This window comes from Thiohalophilus thiocyanatoxydans (assembly GCF_004366735.1).
In the GTDB taxonomy this organism is placed as follows: Bacteria; Pseudomonadota; Gammaproteobacteria; order UBA6429; family Thiohalophilaceae; genus Thiohalophilus; species Thiohalophilus thiocyanatoxydans.
On sequence record NZ_SOQX01000002.1, the window covers coordinates 264,036 to 281,349 of the forward strand.

Here is a 17,314-nt window from a genome sequence, read left to right on the forward strand (position 1 = left end):
GGGCGCGATTGTCCCGATTCTGATCAGACTTTTGCGACAGGCCATCATGACATACCGTTTCGATCTGCATACCCATTCGACCGCCTCCGACGGCACGCTGAGTCCCACCGAGCTGGTGGCCACAGCGGTGGAGAAGGGCGTCGATCAGCTGGCGCTGACCGATCACGACACCACCGCCGGTCTCGACGAGGCGCTGACGGCGGCGCGCGCGCAGGGGATCGGCCTGATCCCCGGCATCGAACTGTCGGTGAGCTGGGCGCACCAGACCCTGCATGTGGTCGGGCTGCATATCGATCCGACCCATCCGGCGATGCGCGGGGGCATTGAGACCCAGCTGGGCTTCCGCCGCTGGCGGGCCGAGGAGATCGGCCGGCGGCTGGAGAAGGCCGGTATCGCCGGGGCTTATGCCGGGGCCTGCCAGTACGCCAGCGGCGAGCTGGTGGGGCGCACCCACTTTGCCCGCTATCTGGTGGAACAGGGCCATGCCCGGGACCTCAAGCAGGTGTTCAAGCGCTATCTGGTCAAGGGCAAGCCGGGCCACGTGCCGGGCGAGTGGGCGACGCTGGAGCAGGCGCTGGAGTGGATTCAGCAAGCCGGCGGGCTGGCGGTGATCGCCCATCCGGCGCGTTACAAACTGAGTGCCACCCGGCTGCGCCAGTTGCTGGGCGAGTTTGCCGGGCTGGGCGGGGCGGCACTGGAGGTGGTCTCGGGCAGCCACAGCCGGGACGACATGCTGCGCTTTGGCCAGTTGAGCCAGACCTGGAACCTGGCCGCCTCCAGCGGCTCCGACTACCACGGCCCGGAGAACCCCTACCGGGATATCGGTCGCCTGCCCGAGCTGCCACCCGGCTGCCGGCCAGTCTGGGACAGCGAGGCCTGGGCCCGTTGCATCGGGGAGGCGGCATGAGCCAGTTTTTCCAGATTCATCCGGTCGATCCCCAGCCGCGGCTGATTCGCCAGGCGGTGGAGCTGCTGCGCCAGGGGGCGGTGATCGTCTATCCCACCGACTCGGCCTACGCCCTGGGCTGCCACCTGGAGGACAAGAAGGCGATGGATCGGATCCGGCGCATTCGCCAGGTGGACGACAAGCACAACTTCACCCTGGTATGCGGCGAACTCTCCCAGATCAGCACCTATGCCAAGCTGACCAACAACACCCTGTTCCGGATCCTCAACAGCTACACCCCGGGCCCGTACACCTTTATTCTGAACGCCACCAGCGAGGTGCCGCGCCGGCTGCTGCACCCCAAACGGCGTACCATCGGTATCCGGATTCCCGACAACGCTATCGCCCAGGCGTTGGTGGCGGAGCTGGGCGAGCCGATCATGAGTTCGACCCTGATCCTGCCTGATCAGACGCTCCCCCTGACCGATCCCGAAGATATTCGCGAGCAGCTGGAGCACCAGGTGGATCTGGTCATCGATGGTGGCCACTGCGGTTTCGAGCCCAGTACGGTGGTCGACATGACCGACGAGGTCCCGAAGGTGGTGCGTCGCGGCAAGGGCGAAAGCGCCCCCTTCGAGACGGACTGAAGCAAGCCGATTTGCCTGCCGGCGGGGCCAACAGGGTATAATGCCCGCCCTGCCGGCAACCGGGATCGGCAGCGCCGGAAAATAACAAGAATGATGACAATCCCCATGATCGCCGGCGGCGAGACCGTTGCCCGAATGTGCCATATTACTGATCTTCGATTTCTATTCTGGAGCCTGAATTGACTGCCTTGCCCAATCAGAAACAACGTGTGCTGTCCGGCATGCGGCCGACCGGCGCCCTGCATCTGGGCCATTACCACGGTGTGCTGAAAAACTGGATCAAGCTGCAGCACGAGTACGAATGCTTTTTCTTTGTCGCCGACTGGCACGCCCTGACTACGGAGTACGAGGATCCGCGGATCATCGAGCAGAGCGTCTGGGAGATGGTCATCGACTGGCTCTCGGTGGGGGTCAATCCGGGCTCGGCCACGCTGTTTATCCAGTCGCGGGTGCCGGAGCACGCGGAACTGCATCTGCTGTTGTCGATGATTACCCCGCTGGGCTGGCTGGAGCGGGTACCCAGCTTCAAGGATCAGCAGGAAAAGCTCCGGGAGAAGGATCTGGCCACCTACGGCTTTCTGGGCTATCCGCTGCTGCAAAGCGCCGATATCCTGACGTACAAGGCCGGCCTGGTGCCGGTGGGCGAGGACCAGGTGAGCCATGTGGAGCTGACCCGCGAGGTGGCGCGCCGCTTTAACTATTTATATGGCCGCGAGCCCGGTTTCGAGGCGAAGGTCGAGGCGGCGATCAAGAAAATGGGCAAGAAGAACGCCAAACTCTACCAGGAGCTGCGTCGCCGCTTTCAGGAGCAGGGCGATGACGAGGCGCTGCACACCGCCCGGGCACTGCTGGACGATCAGCAGAACATCTCCCTGGGCGATCGGGAGCGGCTGTTCGGCTATCTGGAAGGCGGCGGCCGGATCATCCTGCCCGAGCCCGACAGCCTGCTGACCCCGGCGCCGAAGATGCCCGGCCTGGACGGGCAGAAAATGTCCAAGTCCTATCACAATACGATCTCGTTGCGCGAAGATCCCGACGAAGTCGAGAAAAAACTGCGCACCATGCCGACCGATCCGGCCCGGGTGCGGCGCACCGATCCCGGCGATCCAGAAAAATGCCCGGTGTGGAAACTCCATCAGGTATACTCCGACGACGAGGTACGCGAGTGGGTGCAGCAGGGTTGCACCAGCGCCGGCATCGGCTGCCTGGAGTGCAAGGGACCGGTGATCGACGCGATCCGGACGGAGCTGGCGCCAATCCACGAACGTGCCATGGAATATCAAGAGGATACGGGGCTGGTGCGCAAGATTATCACCGAGGGCTGCGACAAGGCCCGGGATACCGCGCGCCAGACATTACAGGAAGTCCGGCAGGCCATGGGCCTGGAGTATCGCTGATTCATGACCGAGACCATCGAGCACCACGACAACCCCGAGACGCCGGAACAGCAGGAGATGCCGTTTGCCGTGGTGCAGGGCATGCCGATGACCGCGCTGCCCAAGGATCTCTATATTCCGCCCGATGCGCTGGAAGTATTTCTGGCGGAAACCTTCGCCGGGCCGCTGGATCTGCTGCTCTATCTGATCAAGCGCCAGAACCTGGAGATTCTCGATCTGCCCATCGCCACCATCACCGCCCAGTACATGGAGTATGTGGGTCTGATGACCGAGCTGCGCCTGGAGCTGGCGGCGGACTACCTGGTGATGGCGGCCATGCTGGCCGAGATCAAATCGCGCATGCTGCTGCCGCGGCCGGTCAGCGAGGAAGAGGAAGAGGGCGATCCGCGCGCCGAGCTGGTGCGCCGCTTGCAGGAGTACGAACGCTTTAAAAAGGCCGCCGAGGATATCGACGAGCTGCCCCGGGTGGGGCGCGATGTATTCCCCGCCGAGGTCAGGGCGCCCGATCTCAAGGTGGTGCGCACGCCGCCGGAGGTCGACATCAAGGATGTGCTGGCCGCGTTTACCGACGTCATGCGCCGCGCCTCCATGTACGAGCATCACCATATCAGGATGGAACCGTTGTCGGTGCGTGAACGCATGTCACGGGTGCTGGGGGCGGTCAGGTCCGACAGCTTTACCGATTTCAACGCGCTGTTTACCATCGAAGAGGGGCGCAGCGGCGTGGTCGTCACCCTGCTGGCGATCCTCGAACTGCTCAAACAACACTTGATCGAAATGGTCCAGACCGAAGCCTACGGACCGATTCATGTCAAAGCCAAACAAGCCGTGAATAACCAGGAATAACCGGGGCCGAAACGATCCATGACTGAACAGGAACTCAAACGCATTATCGAAGCCATACTGTTTGCCGCTGACGATCCGGTGAACCTGAGCCAGTTGCAGGCGGTCTTCGCCGAGGATGACGGGCCGGACGCCGACGCGATCAAGGCGGCCATCGCCGCCCTGCAGGAGGATTACGCCGAACACAGTCTGGAGCTGCGTGAGATTAACTCCGGCTATCGCTTTCAGGTCAAACAGGATTACGCCAACTGGGTTGCCAAACTCTGGGAAGAGAAGCCGAGCCGCTATTCGCGCGCTGTACTCGAGACCCTGGCGCTGATCGCCTATCGCCAGCCGATCACCCGCGGGGAGATCGAGGAAGTACGCGGTGTCAGTGTCAGCACCCAGATCATCAAGACCCTGCAGGAGCGCGAATGGGTCAAGGTGGTGGGCCATCGGGATGTGCCGGGCAAGCCGGCCCTGTATGCCACCACCCACGAGTTTCTCGATTACTTCAATCTCAAGAGCCTGCAGGATCTGCCGCCGCTGGCCGAGCTGCGGGATATTGACTCGATCAACGCCGAACTTGACTGGGGTGATGAGGGGCAACAGGACGCCGCCGCTGACAGCGAGTCGGAAGAAGCCTCGACAATGAATGACCTCGCCGGGACGGACAGCGAGGCTGACGTCGATACCGACACCGATACCGATACCGAAGCCGAAGCCGAAGCCGAAGCCGAAGTCGAAGCCGAACAGCCGGCGGAAGCGGCATTGCAGGATGAAGAGGCCGATACCGACCGTGAAGCCGATGTCGACAGCGAAGAGGAAACTGGACAGGAAGAAGCGACCCGATCTGAACGGGTATTGAGTGCCGAGCACTGACGTCCCATGGCCGAACGCGTACAGAAAGTCCTGGCCCAGGCCGGCTACGGCTCACGCCGGGAAATCGAATCCTGGATCGAGCAGGGCCGCATTGAAATCAATGGCCAGCCGGCCAAACTCGGCGACCGGGTCGAAGCGGAGGACGAGATCCGGCTCAACGGCAAACCGGTGCGCCGTACCCTCGATCTCGCGCCGCGCCGCATCCTGCTCTACAACAAACCCGAAGGCGAAATCTGCAGCCGCAACGATCCCGAAGGCCGCCCCACGGTGTTCGACAAACTGCCGCCGGTGAAAAACGGCCGCTGGATCGTCGTCGGTCGCCTGGACATCAACTCCTCCGGCCTGATCCTGTTTACCACAGACGGGGAGCTGGCCAATCGCCTGATGCACCCCTCCTATGAGATCGAACGCGAGTATGCGGTGCGCGTGCTGGGCGAATTCTCCGACGAGACGCGTCGCCGGTTACGCACGGGCGTCCAGCTGGACGACGGCCCGGCCCGTTTCGACGACATCGTCGACGGCGGCGGGCAGGGCGTCAATCACTGGTATTACGTACTGCTGCACGAAGGGCGCAACCGGGAAGTCCGGCGCCTGTTCGAACAGGTGGGCGTCACTGTCAACCGGCTGATTCGCACCCGCTTCGGCAACCTGTTTCTGCCGCGTCGGGTACCGCAGGGCAAGTGGCAGGAGCTGGGCGAAAAAGACCTCAACAATGTCCTGAAGCTGGTCGGCATGGACGAAGCCCTGCCCAAACCATCACGCCCGGCAAAAAAACAAACCCGCAAGAAAACCGCCAGCAAAAAACAAACTCGTAAAAAGACCTGGAGACGAACCAGCCAGTAATTCCTTTTTCTTACTCACTGGGAATCAACGCGGAGCCCGCGGAGTCGCAGAGTTTGAATTGTCACGCGACGGCCGGGTGCAAGCAGTGATATACAAGCTAACAATGTCAAAGATGTGTTTTTGACATGCTTTTCTCCGCGACTCTGCGCCTCCGCGAGCTCCGCGTTATTCTCAGGGCATATTTGAAAAGTGGTACAGGTTACATGAATCCCGGTAGGAGCCCCTCTGGCACGACAAACCATACCATCTCGACAGGTTCATCGGCTCCTGCGGTCTGGCGGATCGGGATGATTTCCTCGGCACTCGTGACTCGTCCCTCGGAACTCGCCCGCGGGACGCGGGCTATCAGCTGGCCTGCTTGATACGGTGTTTGGCGCGCAGGGTATAGGGTTTGAGTTCCATGGGCAGATCGATGTATTCGCTCAGCAGGATTACCAGCCGACGTGTGTTGCTGGTGCCGATCTGTTTGAGTTTGTCGACCGCTTTCTTGTCCTCGAGCGGACTGTTGAAGTCGCGCAGGATGTAGATGCCGTAATGGGGCGTGGTATCGATGTGTTCCAGCACTTCCAGCGGCGTTCGGGTATGGGGGAGCGAGATGTGCGCGGCACCGACGCGATGCATGCTCTCTCCGGCCTGGTATATATAGATCGCCTTGTTGCTGAAACGGTTTACCTGGTTAAACAGATCAATGACCCGATCCGTGTCATAGGTTTCCATCGTGGCCAGCTTGAAGCGGGTTTCGAGCACCTTTTCCAGTTGTTGCAGGTAGTTCATCCAGTTGATTCCCGTATGCGAACTTATGGACTAGTATAATCCCTTTCCCGCGGCTTCACAGTGCCGGCGCGTGACCGTGTTCAAATTCCGACCGTTTTGTCATGGCCGGCGGGATAACCGGTTCGACCGCCAGGCCCTGTCCCGGCAGCGCCGGCCAGAACGCGAACGGGCTCCCCGACGGGCCGGATATCGCGTTGCGGATCGGAATAATAAATACAATTAAAACAATAGCTTGAAGCGTTATTCGGGTGGCAAGCTGATAACAGGGCGGTTCCCGACGGTGGTTGCTTGATTTTACGGAACGGCTGGGTAACAGTGCGGTCTATAAATAATCAGCATTGCGATTCAAAAAGGGGGGTAACATGCTGTTGAACCGATTCTGGAGCCTTGTTCCGGTGGTAGTGTTGCTACTCGCCGGACAACCCGGCCAGGCCGCCGAAGGCGAGGGGCTGGATGAAGGGATGAACAATCCGGGCTATCACGAGAAACCGGCCTGGTTCAAAAATTCATTCCTGGATATTCGTGAGGACATCGACGAGGCCGCGCAGGAAGACAAGCGCGTGATGCTCTATTTCTATCAGGACGGCTGTCCTTACTGCGCGAAATTGCTGCAGGACAATTTCGGTCAGAAGGAGATTGCCGAGATGACCCGGGAAAACTTCGATGTGATCGCCATTAACATGTGGGGCGATCGGGAAGTGACCGATCTGAACGGCAACATGCTCACCGAGAAAAAGTTCGCCGAGAACCTCGAGGTAATGTTCACGCCGACATTGCTGATGATGGATGAAAACGGCAAGGTTGCACTGCGCGTCAACGGCTATTATGCGCCTGACAAGTTCATGGCCGCGCTGGAATATATCAGTGAGAAGAAAGAAAACCAGCTGAGCTTTCGCGAATACTACAAGGAACAGGGCGGCGAGAAGGCCAGCGGCGAGTTACATCAGGCCGAATTCCTGCAGGATCCACCCTACAATCTGCAAAAACTGTCCAGTCAAGACAAACCCCTGCTGCTAATGTTCGAGCAAAAAGCCTGCAAGGCGTGTGATGAGTTACACGGCGACATCTATCCCCGCGAAGCGACCCGCGAGCAGCTGGATCGTTTTGATGTGGTACGGCTGGATATGTGGAGTGAGGAAGAAGTCGTCGGGCCCAACGGCGAGACCAAAACGGCCAAAGAACTGGCTGGCGAACTGGACATTAAATACGCCCCGACGCTGGTGTTCTTTGATACCGACGGCAAGGAAGTATTCCGTGCCGAAGCCTATCTGAAAGCCTTCCATGTGCAGTCAGTCATGGACTACGTAGCGTCCGGCGCCTACAAGGAACAGCCCAACTTCCAGCGCTACATCTCCGCCCGCGCCGACAAACTCGAAGAACAGGGTGTGCACGTTGACTTGTGGGAGTAACGCCACTTTTCAGCGCTCTGGGAAATAACGCAGAGGACGCGGAGTCGCAGAGTTTTCTGTGACTCCGTCTGACTTGAAATATCGTTGTGAGATTGAGTGCGACTCACAAGAAAGGTCTTCACAAAATGCTTTTTCTCCGCGCCTCCGCGAACTCCGCGTTTTGTTATCAAGGCATCAAGAAATGGCATCTTTTTGCGCGTACAGGATCTGGCCGTTGACGTTCTGGCTGTCCGGGCCGAGGAGGTAGCGCGTAGTGTTACCTGACGCTTTTTCTTGTGGGATTGTCACGTAGGCTACCGCCAATGTGACCTGCTCACTCATTTTTCGATGCTCTGGGAATTAACGCGGAGGGCGCGGAGGCGCAGAGACGCGGAGTAAAAATGATCTAGTGGTAGGCCGGACATAGCACCCTGCGGGCATAAACTCCGCGGTGTCCGGCAATTTGCGGAATGCCCGATACCGCTTCGCTTTATCGGGCCTACGACTGCGTGCGTTCCATGTCCAATCAGTGATGGATTACGTCGCCCCCGGTGCTTACAGGGATCAGTATTGAGGCATGAATATCAGGTAGTGCTATGCGCAACCTGATCTATGGAACTGTCCGCTATTCAAAACCTAAAATTCAACATTCAAAATTATTTCTCCGCGCCTCCGCGAACTCCGCGTTTTGTTATCAAGGCATCAAGAAATGGCATCTTTTTGCGCGTACAGGATCTGGCCGTTGACGGTCTGGCTGTCGGGGCCGAGGAGGTAGAGGTAGGCGGGGAGCAGGGTCTCGATCTCGGGATGCTGGTTGGGATCTTCGCCGGGGAAGGCCGTGCGTCGGGTCTGGGTTTGTACCGGGCCGGGGATCAGGCTGTTGACCCGGATCGGGGTGTTGGTCTCCAGCTCGCTGGCCAGGATCTGCATCAGGTTGTCTGCGCCGGCCTTGCTCACGCTGTAGGCGCCCCAGTAGGCGCGGCCGCCCTGGATTTCGCTGGCGGAGGTGAAGATCAGCGAGGCGGCGGGCGATTTTTTCAGCAGCGGCAGCAGGGCCCGGGTCAGTAAGAAGGGCGCGTTCAGATTGACCTGCAGCACCCGGGCCCACAAGGTCACATCATAATGTTCCACCGGCGCAAGTGCGCCGAGTTGCGCCGCGTTATGGACCAGACCGTCCAGGCGGCCGAACTCCTGGTCGAGGGTCTCGGCCAGCTGTTGATAATGATCGGGCGTGGCCCCTTCCAGATCCAGCGGCACGATCGCCGGCTCCGGGTGACCGGTGCCGACGATGCGGTCATAGACCTGTTCCAGCTTTTTAATGGTTCGTCCCAGCAGAATGACTGTGGCACCGTGCGCGGCAAGCGAGGCGGCCAGTTCGGCGCCGATACCGCTGCCGGCACCGGTGACAAGAATGATCCGATCCTGCAGCAGGTCCGGGGCGGGTTGATAATCTGAAAGTGCGGTTGTCATGGAGAAGTGTCTTGTTCCGGGTTCGGGAGGGCCTGATGGGCCAGAGCCGCGCATTGTACCCCACTTCGTACCGCCCCTTCGAGTGTGGCGGGGTACCCGGTGCGGGTGTAGTCCCCGGCCAGCCATAAACCGCTGACCGCGGTGCGATGATCGGGACGCTGTGCATTGATCCCGACCCGGCTGGCAAAGGTGGCGCGTTTCTCGCGCAGCACATACGCCTGCTCATGGGCGGGCCAGTCGGGAAACAGGGCGGCCAGCTCCTGCGCCAGCCGTTCGATCAGCTGCGGATTGTCCAGCTGCAGATGCTCGCCCTGACTGCTCAGCACCACTGCCAGCAGACCCGGCTGATCATAGATGCCGCGATCGAAAACCCACTGGCCCAGCCCGCCGAGCAGCCCCAGCATGGGCTGCGGCAGTTGCACCCGGGCGGGGTATTGCAAATAGACGGTACAGATCGGCTCATAGGTAAACGCCTCACACTGTTGCTGTAAACTCGCCAGTGCCGGCTGCGCTTGACTCAGGGCGCTGACCGCGTGGGGCGGCACGGCGAGTATGATCTGATCGGCGTGCAGCTCGCCAGCGGCCGTGCGAACCCCCTTGATCTGTTGATCGTCGATCAGCAACTGGCTCACGCGTTGACCCAGACGGACTTCACCGCCTTGCTGTTCGATATATTGCATGGCCGGTTCGTTAAACAGCGTGCCGAGATCGCGCCGGGCGTAGAGCAGATCCGAATCCCGGCGCTGATGCAAAAAGGCATCGCGCAGCACATTCACGAACAACGCGGCGGAACTCTCCGCCAGCGGCGTGTTCATTACCGCCAGACACAGCGGGTTCCAGAACTTGTGGATCAACTCGGGGGGCTGACCGGTCTGCTGCAACAGGGCAAGCAGGGATTGATCGGTGTCGCCTCCCAGCCGGTTGCGCCACAACCGCCAGCCGAATTTGAGGGCTTGCCGGCGACTGGCGTAGCTGAGGCCGCGGGCGCCGAGCAGGGCCCCGAGCAGATGCAGCGGTGCGGGCAGGCGCGGCGCGCGCAGTTCCAGTCCCGTCCCGTGGCTGTTGCAGACCAGCAGATGCAGATGCCGGCGCTCGAAAGCCGATTCCGGCACACCGATCTGTTGTAACAGGGCCAGGGTGCGGTGGTACGCCCCGAGGAACAGATGCTGACCGTTGTCCACCGCGTGGTCCGCGAAGGCGACTTTGCGCGCCCGTCCGCCCGGCTGACGCGCCGATTCCAGCAGCAGCGGCCGATGACCGAGACCGGCCAGGCGGACCGCCGCCGCCAGGCCGGCCCAGCCGGCCCCGACGATGATCACCGATTCGCCGCGCCTCATTAATCCGTGTCCGCCACGGGCGGCTGCCGGCGACGCCATGTTTCCCGCCAGACGGTCTTCCCGGCCAGCCACAGCTTGGCGAGCGCGGTCAGGCTCAGGCGCTGGGTCAGCACATGAAAGCCGTCTTTTTCCAGTTCATCGAGCAGGCCTTCATAGATGGCGCTCATGACCAGTCCGGCGCGCTGGGCCCGGCGATCGATCGCCGGTAAATGATCATGGGCGCGTTGATAGTAGTCGCGGGCCCGCCGGGCCTCGAACGCCATCAATTGATAAAAGTCGGGGCTCTCCCGGCCTTGCAGCAGATCGTCCTCGCTCACACCGAACTGCTGTAAATCTTCCCGGGGCAGATAGATGCGGCCGCGGCGGGCATCCTCGCCGACATCCCGCAGGATGTTGGTCAGCTGGAAGGCCATGCCGAGGTCCCGTGCATATTTGAGCGTGCGCCGATCGCGATAACCGAAAATCTCCGCCGACAACAGGCCGACCACGCTGGCGACCCGGTAACAGTAAAGTGAGAGTTCCTTGAAGGTGTCATAGCGCTGCTGATCGAGATCCATCTCCATGCCGTCGATGATCTCCAGAAAATATTCCTGTGGCAGATCAAAATCGCGGACGGCCGCTTGCAGCGCCCGGGTGACCGGATGCTGCGGTTGGCCGCTGTAGAGACGCTCGATTTCCGAGCGCCACCACTGCAACTTGACCCGCCGGATCTCCGGCATGCTGTCGGCATCCACCACATCATCCACTTCCCGGCAAAAGGCGTACAGCGCGGTGATGGCGCGCCGGCGATGGCGGGGCAGAAACAGGAAACTGTAATAAAAACTGGAGCCGCTGGTCGCGGTCTTTTCCTGGCAATACTGTTCGGGCGTCATGATGGGCTCAGTTTATCAGATTCCGCAGCCGGGTTTGCCCGGCCGCTGGCGTCGGCCCAGACGCGGGAAGGCGGCCTGAACGAACATGGCGAATCCGTCACGGGGCGTCAGTCGCGGGCGGGCAAACGCATCGTTCGGACTCTCGTGCAAATGTTTGAGAATGCGGGCGCCGCCGGCGATGATCAGCCGCAGTTCAAACGCGAAGCGTCCGGAAAGCCGCAGCCCCAGGGGCGCGCCGGATTCGAGCAGGCGCCGCGCCCGCTCGATCTGTCCCCGCATCAACGCCTGCATGGCAAAATCGGTGGTGCGATTGGCCAGGTGGGCCTCGGTCACGCCATGACGTTGCATCTCATCCTGCGGCAGATAGATCCGGTTGTTCTCCGTGTAGTCCTGATGCATGTCCTGCAGAAAATTGATCAACTGCAGGGCGGTGCAGATGGCGTTGGAATAACCGAGATTGAGCTCGGTGGCGGCGCGATTGAGATGCAGCAGCAGTTCGCCCACCGGGTTGGCCGACAGGCGACAATAGTCCATCACTTCCCCGAAATCGGCATAACGGGTTTTCTGCACATCCTGGCGAAAGGCCTGCAACAGGCGCTCAAAGGGTTGCACGGGAAGTTGATGTTGCCGGATAACATCCTGCAGGGCGATGAACACCGGGTCATCGGCTACCCGGCCCTGCTGCAGCTGTTGCAGGCGTGCCTGATAATCATCGAGTTTTGCCAGACGTTGTTCGGCGCTGAGATCCCCTTCATCGGCAAAATCATCCGCGGTGCGGGCAAAAGCGTAAATGACCGTAACGGCCGGGCGAATACGCCCCGGCAACAGCCGGCTGGCGACGGGAAAATTCTCGTAATGATCACGGGCCATTGCCGCGCAGTGCGCGTAAGCATCGGGCAGTCGGTCACTTGTCATGATAATAGTCTGTGGTATGGTTGTTTTATTGGCAAATCGGGGATAACAACATGAAAAAGCTGAAGCTGATCCTCTCGGGGATCATCATCGGACTGGCCTTGGGGCTGTGGTTCGGCGTCAATATTGGCAAAGGGAATCCGATATTGAGTAACCCCTTTGATGGGCCGACGCTCAAGCAGCGGCTTAAAGATACAACCGGCGATGCCGTGGAACGGGCCGGCAGAGAAATGGAAGAACTCGGTTCGGGTATCAAGGGTAACCTCGAGAAGGACTAGGTTTCTTCGTCGGGGTTGGTTTCGATCTGACGCACCCCGCTTTCGACCTGTTCCTGTGCCTCGATCTCCTTGTTCGAACTGATGCCCATCTCGCGAAACTTCTGTACGCTGGGCAGGATGCGGCTGTCAAACGATCCCACCGTGCTGTTGAAATGCTTGACGGTCGTATCCAGGCTGCGCCCCATCTTTTGCAAGTGGCCGGTGAAGGTCGCCAGGCGCTGGTACAACTCTTCACCAATCTTCTTGATATGTTCGGCATTCTTGGCCAGCTGCTCCTGGCGCCAGCCGTAGGCCACCGCGCGCAGCAGGGCGACAAAGCTGGTGGGGGTGGCCAGAATCACATTCTTGCTCAACGCATCTTCCATCAATTGATAGTCGGTTTCCAGCGCCGCGCTGAGAAACTGATCGCCGGGGATAAACAGCACCACAAACTCCGGTGACTGGCTGAACTGGCTCCAGTACGCCTTGCTGTGCAGTTCGTTGATACGCTGGCGAACGTTTTTGGCATGACGCTGCATGTGCTGCTGGCGCTCTTCGTCAGTACTGCTTTCGATGGCGCTGAGATAGGCGTCCAGCGGCGTTTTGACATCCACCACGATCTCGCGCCCGTCGGGCATGCGCACGATCATATCCGGGCGCTGGCGGCCTTCGTCGGTTTTGACGTTTTCCTGCTGATAAAAATCGCAATGCTCGACCATGCCGGCCAGCTCGGCCAGCCGTTTCAGGGTGAGCTCGCCCCACTGACCGCGCACCTCCGGTCGGCGCAACGCCTGGACCAGGTTATGGGTCTGATCGCGCAGCGCCTGCTGGGTGAGATTCATGGTTTCGATATGCTTGTGCAGGGCGCCGTAGGCCTCCTTGCGCTCTTTTTCGATATTCTGGATCTGCTGTTCGGTTTTGTTCAGTGATTCGCGGATCGGTTTGACCAGCTCCTCGATGGCTTTTTCCTTCTGCGCCAGATCGCCCTTGGCCTCGCTTTGAAACTTCTCCAGCTTTTGCTGCGCCAGCTTCAGGAACTCCTCGTTATTATGTTTGAGCGCCTGACTGGAGAGGGCCGAGAAGGTATCGCTGAGCTGTTCCCGGGCCTCTTTCAGCGCCTTGATCTTCTCCTCGGCATGCCGGCGCTCCAGCTCCAGCGTGGTGCTCAGTTCACTGTTTTCCCGCTGCAGCGAATTGATCCGTCCCTGCAACCACAGATAGACCCCCAGCGCCCCGACCAGCAGGGAGCCAACAGCAATCGAGGCGTAAATCAGTTCCTGACTCATATTTGAATTTTAAATGTTGAATTTTGAATGCTGAATTGATGACTTGCGCTTAAATTTAAAATTTAACATTCAAAATTCAACATTGTTCACTCCAGTTCTCTTCATGGGGAATTGTCACGTAGGCTATCGCCAACGTGACCTGCCCACTTATGTTTCAATTTTGAGTTTTGAATTTTGAATGTTGAATTGCGGACATCGCATTTAATTCAAAACTCAACATTCAAAATTGTTTAATCCCGTCGTAGGTCAGGTTGCGCGCAGCGTTACCTGACGTTCTCTTTTTGAAAAGTTGTCACGCAGGCTGTCGCCAACGTGACCTGCCCACTTATGTTTCAATTTTGAGTTTTGAATTTTGGATGTTGAATTGAGGACATCGCATTTAATTCAAAACTCAAAATTCAACATTCAAAATTGTCTAACTCACCCATTGCAGGATTGCTTCAGGCGATTCCACCAGCCCGTCGGCGCCCCAAGTATCGGGTTGTTCATCCTCGCCAATATAGCCGAACAGGGCAACCAGTGTCTGCATTCCGGCGCGGCGCCCGGCCTCGATGTCCCGCCGGGCATCGCCGACATACAGGCATTCATGGGCCTCGCTGGCGCACTGTTTACAGGCATGCAACAGTGGTGCGGGATCGGGTTTGCGCTGGGGCAGGGTATCGCCGCTGACAATACAACCCGCCCGTTCGGCCAGGCCCAGCGCCTGCAGCAGGGGATCGGTCAGCCAGCCGGGCTTGTTGGTGACCACGCCCCAGTTATGGCCGCGGCTCTCGAGGTTGTCGAGCAGCCCGGCCATACCGGGAAACAGGACCGTGTGCGTGGCGAGGTTGGTACGATAAATCTGCAGCAGTTGCTGGCGCAGGGCCTCGAAGTCGACGTGCGGCGCCGATTCCCCAAAGCCCAGCTCGATCAGCGCCTTGCCGCCGTGCGACACGACCGGGCGGATCACCTCATAGGGCAGGGCGGGCAGATCGTGGCTCAGACGCACGGCATTCAGGGCATGGGCCAGATCCGGCGCGGTGTCGGCCAGCGTGCCGTCCAGGTCAAACAGGACCGTTTTGATCACGACTTCTGGGAGTGCAGCAGGTAATTGACGCTGACATCGTGTCCCAGGGAATAGGTTCGGGTCAGCGGGTTGTAACTCATGCCGGTCAACTCGCGAGTCACCAGCCCGGCTTCACGCACCCAGCTTTCCAGTTCCGCCGGTTGAATGAATTTGGCGTAATCATGCGTGCCTTTGGGCAACAGCTTGAGCACATATTCGGCACCGATGATCGCAAACAGATAGGACTTGGGATTGCGGTTGATAGTGGAGAGAAACACATGGCCGTCGGGTTTGACCAGTTGCGCGCAGGCGCGAACGATCGCGGCGGGATCGGGCACGTGTTCCAGCATCTCCAGGCAGGTAACCACATCGTATTCGCCGGCTTCCCGATCGGCCAGTTCCTCGGCGGTGATCTGTTGATAGTCGACTTCCACGCCGGACTCATGCTGATGCAGTCGGGCCACGCTCAACGGCGCTTCCCCCATATCAATCCCGGTGACCGTCGCACCGCGCTGCGCCATGGACTCGGAGAGAATCCCGCCGCCGCAACCGACGTCCACGACCCGTTTGCCGGCAAGGCTCACGCGCCGGTCGATGTACTCCAGACGCAAGGGATTGATTTCATGCAGCGGTTTGAACTCGCCATGGGGATCCCACCAGCGCGAGGCCAGATCCTCGAACTTGGCGATTTCCTGGTGATCGACGTTGGTGTGTATTTGGCTCATATAAATAGTATACAGAAATTCGCAGGGCCGAGGTACGAGGGACGAGTGACGAGTGACGAGGCAATTTTGTCAGGACTGAATTTACATCACCCCTCCCTGGCCCTCCCCTTGAAGGGGAGGGAATAATCCTGCTATCAGCACGATCAATTCCCCCTCCCACAGGGAGGGGGTTAGGGGGAGGGGATCAAATCCAAGCCTCGTCCCTCGTCCCTCGGCACTTTTTGTCAGTCCAGAGGAGCCAGACGCTGCTGCCACTCGGCAGCCCGCTCCAGCACGGCATTCGGGTCGAGGGTCGTCAGTTCGCGCTGGTTGAGCAGCTGGCGGCCGGCGACCCAGACGTCGGTGACCTGTTCGCGGCCGGCGGCGTAGACCAGCTGGGAGACCGGGTGGTAGATCGGTTGAGTCTCCAGGGCGCCGAGATCCACGGCGATGAGGTCGGCCGATTTACCGACTTCCAGGGAGCCGATCTCCTGCTCCAGGCCCAGCGCCCGGGCGCCGTTGAGGGTGGCCATGCGCAGCACCGCCTCGGCGGGCAGGGCGCTGGCGTCGCCGGCCACGGCCTTGGCCAGCAGCGCGGCGCTGTGCATTTCGCTGAACATGTCCAGATCGTTGTTACTGGCGGCGCCATCGGTCCCCAGGCAGAGGTTGATCCCGGCCTGCTGCAACTGGTGCACCGGGCAGAAACCGCTGGCCAGTTTCAGATTGGATTCGGGGCAGTGCACCACATGCACCCCGGCTTCGGCCAGGCGCGGGATCTCGTCCGGATTTACCTGGGTCATGTGCACCGCCAGCAGATGCGGATTGAGCAGACCCAGCTCGTCGAGGCGTTGCAGCGGGCGTTTGCCATCCCGGTCCTGACTTTCCGCAACCTCGTGGGCGGTCTCATGCACGTGCATGTGGATGGGAATATCCAGCTCTTCGGCGTAGGTGCGAATGCGTTGCAGGGTTTCGTCGGAGACCGTATAGGGTGCATGCGGTGCAAAGGCGGTGGTGATCAGGCTGTTGCCGCGCAGTTGATCGTGCAGGGCGATGCCCTTGCTCAGGTACTCATCGGGGTTTTGCGCCCAGGGCGTGGGGAAGTCGATCATAATCAGCCCCACACAGGCGCGCATCCCGGCCTGTTCCACCGCGCGCACCGTCTCCTCGGGGAAAAAGTACATGTCGTTGAAGCAGGTGGTGCCGCCGCGCAGCATTTCGGCGCAGGCCAGCAGGCTGCCGTCGTGCACAAACTCCTTGCCGATCCATTGTTGCTCCGCCGGCCAGATGTGCTGTTGCAGCCACTCCATCAGCGGAAGATCATCGGCTAGGCCACGCATCAGGGTCATGGCGGCATGACCGTGCAGATTGATCAGCCCCGGTAACAGAATGTGTTGATCCAGATGGCGGATCGTGTCGGCGCTATAGCGTTGCGCGGCTTCTTCGGCGGGCAGGATGGCCTCGATGCGTCCGTTATCAATGGCAATGGCGTGGTTTTCCAGCAAGACGCCCTGCGGTTCGATCGGCAGAATCCAGCGTGCATATAACAGCGTGTCAATTTTCATGCCGGGAAAGATACAGGCATTGGATTCGCGGCTGCAAGTTTTTTGCGCCTCGGCGAGAGAACAAGCTGAACCCGGCAGAGTGCCCGCCCTGCGCATCTGAAAATGAACTCTCGCAGAGACGTTTATGCCCGTTGTTTGGGTGCAGAGTCCGCCATGGAAATATTTGTTTTTCTTTACGCCTTTGCGGCTCGGCGAGAGAACAGTCGAACGGGATGCACATTCCACGCGCC

Annotated in this window: 18 protein-coding genes; 8 read left to right on the forward strand and 10 right to left on the reverse strand. The window is 60.0% G+C overall.

All coding sequences use genetic code 11. The features are described from left to right. Positions 1–46 precede the first annotated feature (46 nt). The 6 genes from EDC23_RS04915 (at position 47) to rluB (ending at position 5,477) form a co-directional block, all read left to right on the forward strand. Complete coding sequence (locus EDC23_RS04915) at positions 47–907, forward strand: PHP domain-containing protein (RefSeq protein WP_134081763.1); 861 nt, start codon at positions 47–49, stop codon at positions 905–907. After that, positions 904–1,533, forward strand: a complete 630-nt coding sequence (locus EDC23_RS04920) for an L-threonylcarbamoyladenylate synthase (protein WP_134081765.1) — start codon at positions 904–906, stop codon at positions 1,531–1,533. Before EDC23_RS04915 ends, EDC23_RS04920 begins: the two co-directional genes overlap by 4 nt. Positions 1,534–1,712: 179 nt before the next feature. Then, positions 1,713–2,930 (forward strand): tryptophan--tRNA ligase, encoded by a 1,218-nt coding sequence (locus EDC23_RS04925; RefSeq protein WP_208321283.1) that lies wholly within the window; start codon positions 1,713–1,715, stop codon positions 2,928–2,930. A 3-nt stretch (positions 2,931–2,933) separates the two neighbouring features. After that, entirely contained in the window at positions 2,934–3,776 is an 843-nt protein-coding gene (locus EDC23_RS04930; protein ID WP_134081767.1) for a segregation and condensation protein A, read from the forward strand. Positions 3,777–3,794: 18 nt separating this feature from the next. Further along, positions 3,795–4,634, forward strand: coding sequence for an SMC-Scp complex subunit ScpB (gene scpB, locus EDC23_RS14360; RefSeq protein WP_134081769.1), 840 nt, complete (start codon positions 3,795–3,797; stop codon positions 4,632–4,634). A 6-nt stretch (positions 4,635–4,640) separates the two neighbouring features. Then, the gene (gene rluB, locus EDC23_RS04940; RefSeq protein ID WP_134081771.1) at positions 4,641–5,477 is read left to right on the forward strand and encodes a 23S rRNA pseudouridine(2605) synthase RluB; all 837 of its coding nucleotides are present in this window, start codon (positions 4,641–4,643) and stop codon (positions 5,475–5,477) included. Between the two features lie 345 nt (positions 5,478–5,822). Here the strand turns inward: rluB and EDC23_RS04945 are convergent, their stop codons facing one another. Further along, complete coding sequence (locus EDC23_RS04945; RefSeq protein WP_134081773.1) at positions 5,823–6,251, reverse strand: hypothetical protein; 429 nt, start codon at positions 6,249–6,251, stop codon at positions 5,823–5,825. Between the two features lie 362 nt (positions 6,252–6,613). On the opposite strand from EDC23_RS04945, the gene EDC23_RS04950 reads away from it, so the two are divergent. Further along, positions 6,614–7,660 (forward strand): thioredoxin family protein, encoded by a 1,047-nt coding sequence (locus EDC23_RS04950; RefSeq protein WP_134081775.1) that lies wholly within the window; start codon positions 6,614–6,616, stop codon positions 7,658–7,660. Between the two features lie 174 nt (positions 7,661–7,834). Here EDC23_RS04950 and EDC23_RS14085 read toward each other — a convergent pair whose 3' ends face one another. The 5 genes from EDC23_RS14085 to hpnC form a co-directional block, all read right to left on the reverse strand. Continuing rightward, positions 7,835–7,981 (reverse strand): hypothetical protein, encoded by a 147-nt coding sequence (locus tag EDC23_RS14085; RefSeq protein WP_166668771.1) that lies wholly within the window; start codon positions 7,979–7,981, stop codon positions 7,835–7,837. A 360-nt stretch (positions 7,982–8,341) separates the two neighbouring features. Next, positions 8,342–9,109, reverse strand: coding sequence for a YciK family oxidoreductase (locus EDC23_RS04955; RefSeq protein WP_134081777.1), 768 nt, complete (start codon positions 9,107–9,109; stop codon positions 8,342–8,344). Beyond that, the gene (gene hpnE / locus EDC23_RS04960; RefSeq protein WP_166668772.1) at positions 9,106–10,446 is read right to left on the reverse strand and encodes a hydroxysqualene dehydroxylase HpnE; all 1,341 of its coding nucleotides are present in this window, start codon (positions 10,444–10,446) and stop codon (positions 9,106–9,108) included. The genes EDC23_RS04955 and hpnE overlap by 4 nt, the downstream gene beginning before the upstream one ends. After that, on the reverse strand, positions 10,446–11,318 hold the full coding sequence (hpnD, locus tag EDC23_RS04965; RefSeq protein ID WP_134081781.1) for a presqualene diphosphate synthase HpnD: 873 nt from the start codon (positions 11,316–11,318) through the stop codon (positions 10,446–10,448). Before hpnD ends, hpnE begins: the two co-directional genes overlap by 1 nt. A gap of 15 nt (positions 11,319–11,333) precedes the next feature. Then, complete coding sequence (gene hpnC, locus EDC23_RS04970) at positions 11,334–12,233, reverse strand: squalene synthase HpnC (protein ID WP_134081783.1); 900 nt, start codon at positions 12,231–12,233, stop codon at positions 11,334–11,336. 50 nt (positions 12,234–12,283) lie between these two features. Between hpnC and EDC23_RS04975 the strand changes: the two genes are divergently transcribed. After that, positions 12,284–12,508, forward strand: coding sequence for a hypothetical protein (locus tag EDC23_RS04975; RefSeq protein WP_134081785.1), 225 nt, complete (start codon positions 12,284–12,286; stop codon positions 12,506–12,508). On the opposite strand, the gene rmuC is transcribed toward EDC23_RS04975, so the two are convergent. From rmuC to EDC23_RS04995, 4 genes are all read right to left on the reverse strand, one after another. Continuing rightward, positions 12,505–13,773 carry a DNA recombination protein RmuC gene (gene rmuC, locus EDC23_RS04980; protein WP_134081787.1) on the reverse strand — a complete coding sequence of 423 codons (1,269 nt, stop codon included), beginning with the start codon at positions 13,771–13,773 and terminating at the stop codon, positions 12,505–12,507. The genes EDC23_RS04975 and rmuC overlap by 4 nt on opposite strands. 415 nt (positions 13,774–14,188) lie before the next feature. Further along, positions 14,189–14,839: an HAD family hydrolase gene (locus tag EDC23_RS04985; RefSeq protein WP_208321284.1), complete on the reverse strand. Its 651-nt coding sequence runs from the start codon at positions 14,837–14,839 to the stop codon at positions 14,189–14,191. Beyond that, the gene (ubiG, locus tag EDC23_RS04990) at positions 14,836–15,543 is read right to left on the reverse strand and encodes a bifunctional 2-polyprenyl-6-hydroxyphenol methylase/3-demethylubiquinol 3-O-methyltransferase UbiG (RefSeq protein ID WP_134081789.1); all 708 of its coding nucleotides are present in this window, start codon (positions 15,541–15,543) and stop codon (positions 14,836–14,838) included. The genes EDC23_RS04985 and ubiG overlap by 4 nt, the downstream gene beginning before the upstream one ends. Before the next feature lie 224 nt (positions 15,544–15,767). Further along, complete coding sequence (locus tag EDC23_RS04995) at positions 15,768–17,084, reverse strand: TRZ/ATZ family hydrolase (protein ID WP_134081791.1); 1,317 nt, start codon at positions 17,082–17,084, stop codon at positions 15,768–15,770. Positions 17,085–17,314 lie beyond the last annotated feature (230 nt).

Bases quoted from the DNA above. Each gene is read 5' to 3' on its own strand.
- EDC23_RS04955 (WP_134081777.1), bottom strand. From the start codon at position 9,109: ATGACAACCGCACTTTCAGATTATCAACCCGCCCCGGACCTGCTGCAG.
- EDC23_RS04930 (WP_134081767.1), top strand. From the start codon at position 2,934: ATGACCGAGACCATCGAGCACCACGACAACCCCGAGACGCCGGAACAG.
- EDC23_RS04915 (WP_134081763.1), top strand. From the start codon at position 47: ATGACATACCGTTTCGATCTGCATACCCATTCGACCGCCTCCGACGGC.
- rluB (WP_134081771.1), top strand. From the start codon at position 4,641: ATGGCCGAACGCGTACAGAAAGTCCTGGCCCAGGCCGGCTACGGCTCA.
- EDC23_RS04995 (WP_134081791.1), bottom strand. From the start codon at position 17,084: ATGAAAATTGACACGCTGTTATATGCACGCTGGATTCTGCCGATCGAA.
- hpnE (WP_166668772.1), bottom strand. From the start codon at position 10,446: ATGAGGCGCGGCGAATCGGTGATCATCGTCGGGGCCGGCTGGGCCGGC.
- scpB (WP_134081769.1), top strand. From the start codon at position 3,795: ATGACTGAACAGGAACTCAAACGCATTATCGAAGCCATACTGTTTGCC.
- ubiG (WP_134081789.1), bottom strand. From the start codon at position 15,543: ATGAGCCAAATACACACCAACGTCGATCACCAGGAAATCGCCAAGTTC.
- EDC23_RS04945 (WP_134081773.1), bottom strand. From the start codon at position 6,251: ATGAACTACCTGCAACAACTGGAAAAGGTGCTCGAAACCCGCTTCAAG.
- EDC23_RS04950 (WP_134081775.1), top strand. From the start codon at position 6,614: ATGCTGTTGAACCGATTCTGGAGCCTTGTTCCGGTGGTAGTGTTGCTA.
- EDC23_RS14085 (WP_166668771.1), bottom strand. From the start codon at position 7,981: ATGAGTGAGCAGGTCACATTGGCGGTAGCCTACGTGACAATCCCACAA.
- hpnC (WP_134081783.1), bottom strand. From the start codon at position 12,233: ATGACAAGTGACCGACTGCCCGATGCTTACGCGCACTGCGCGGCAATG.
- rmuC (WP_134081787.1), bottom strand. From the start codon at position 13,773: ATGAGTCAGGAACTGATTTACGCCTCGATTGCTGTTGGCTCCCTGCTG.
- EDC23_RS04975 (WP_134081785.1), top strand. From the start codon at position 12,284: ATGAAAAAGCTGAAGCTGATCCTCTCGGGGATCATCATCGGACTGGCC.
- hpnD (WP_134081781.1), bottom strand. From the start codon at position 11,318: ATGACGCCCGAACAGTATTGCCAGGAAAAGACCGCGACCAGCGGCTCC.
- EDC23_RS04920 (WP_134081765.1), top strand. From the start codon at position 904: ATGAGCCAGTTTTTCCAGATTCATCCGGTCGATCCCCAGCCGCGGCTG.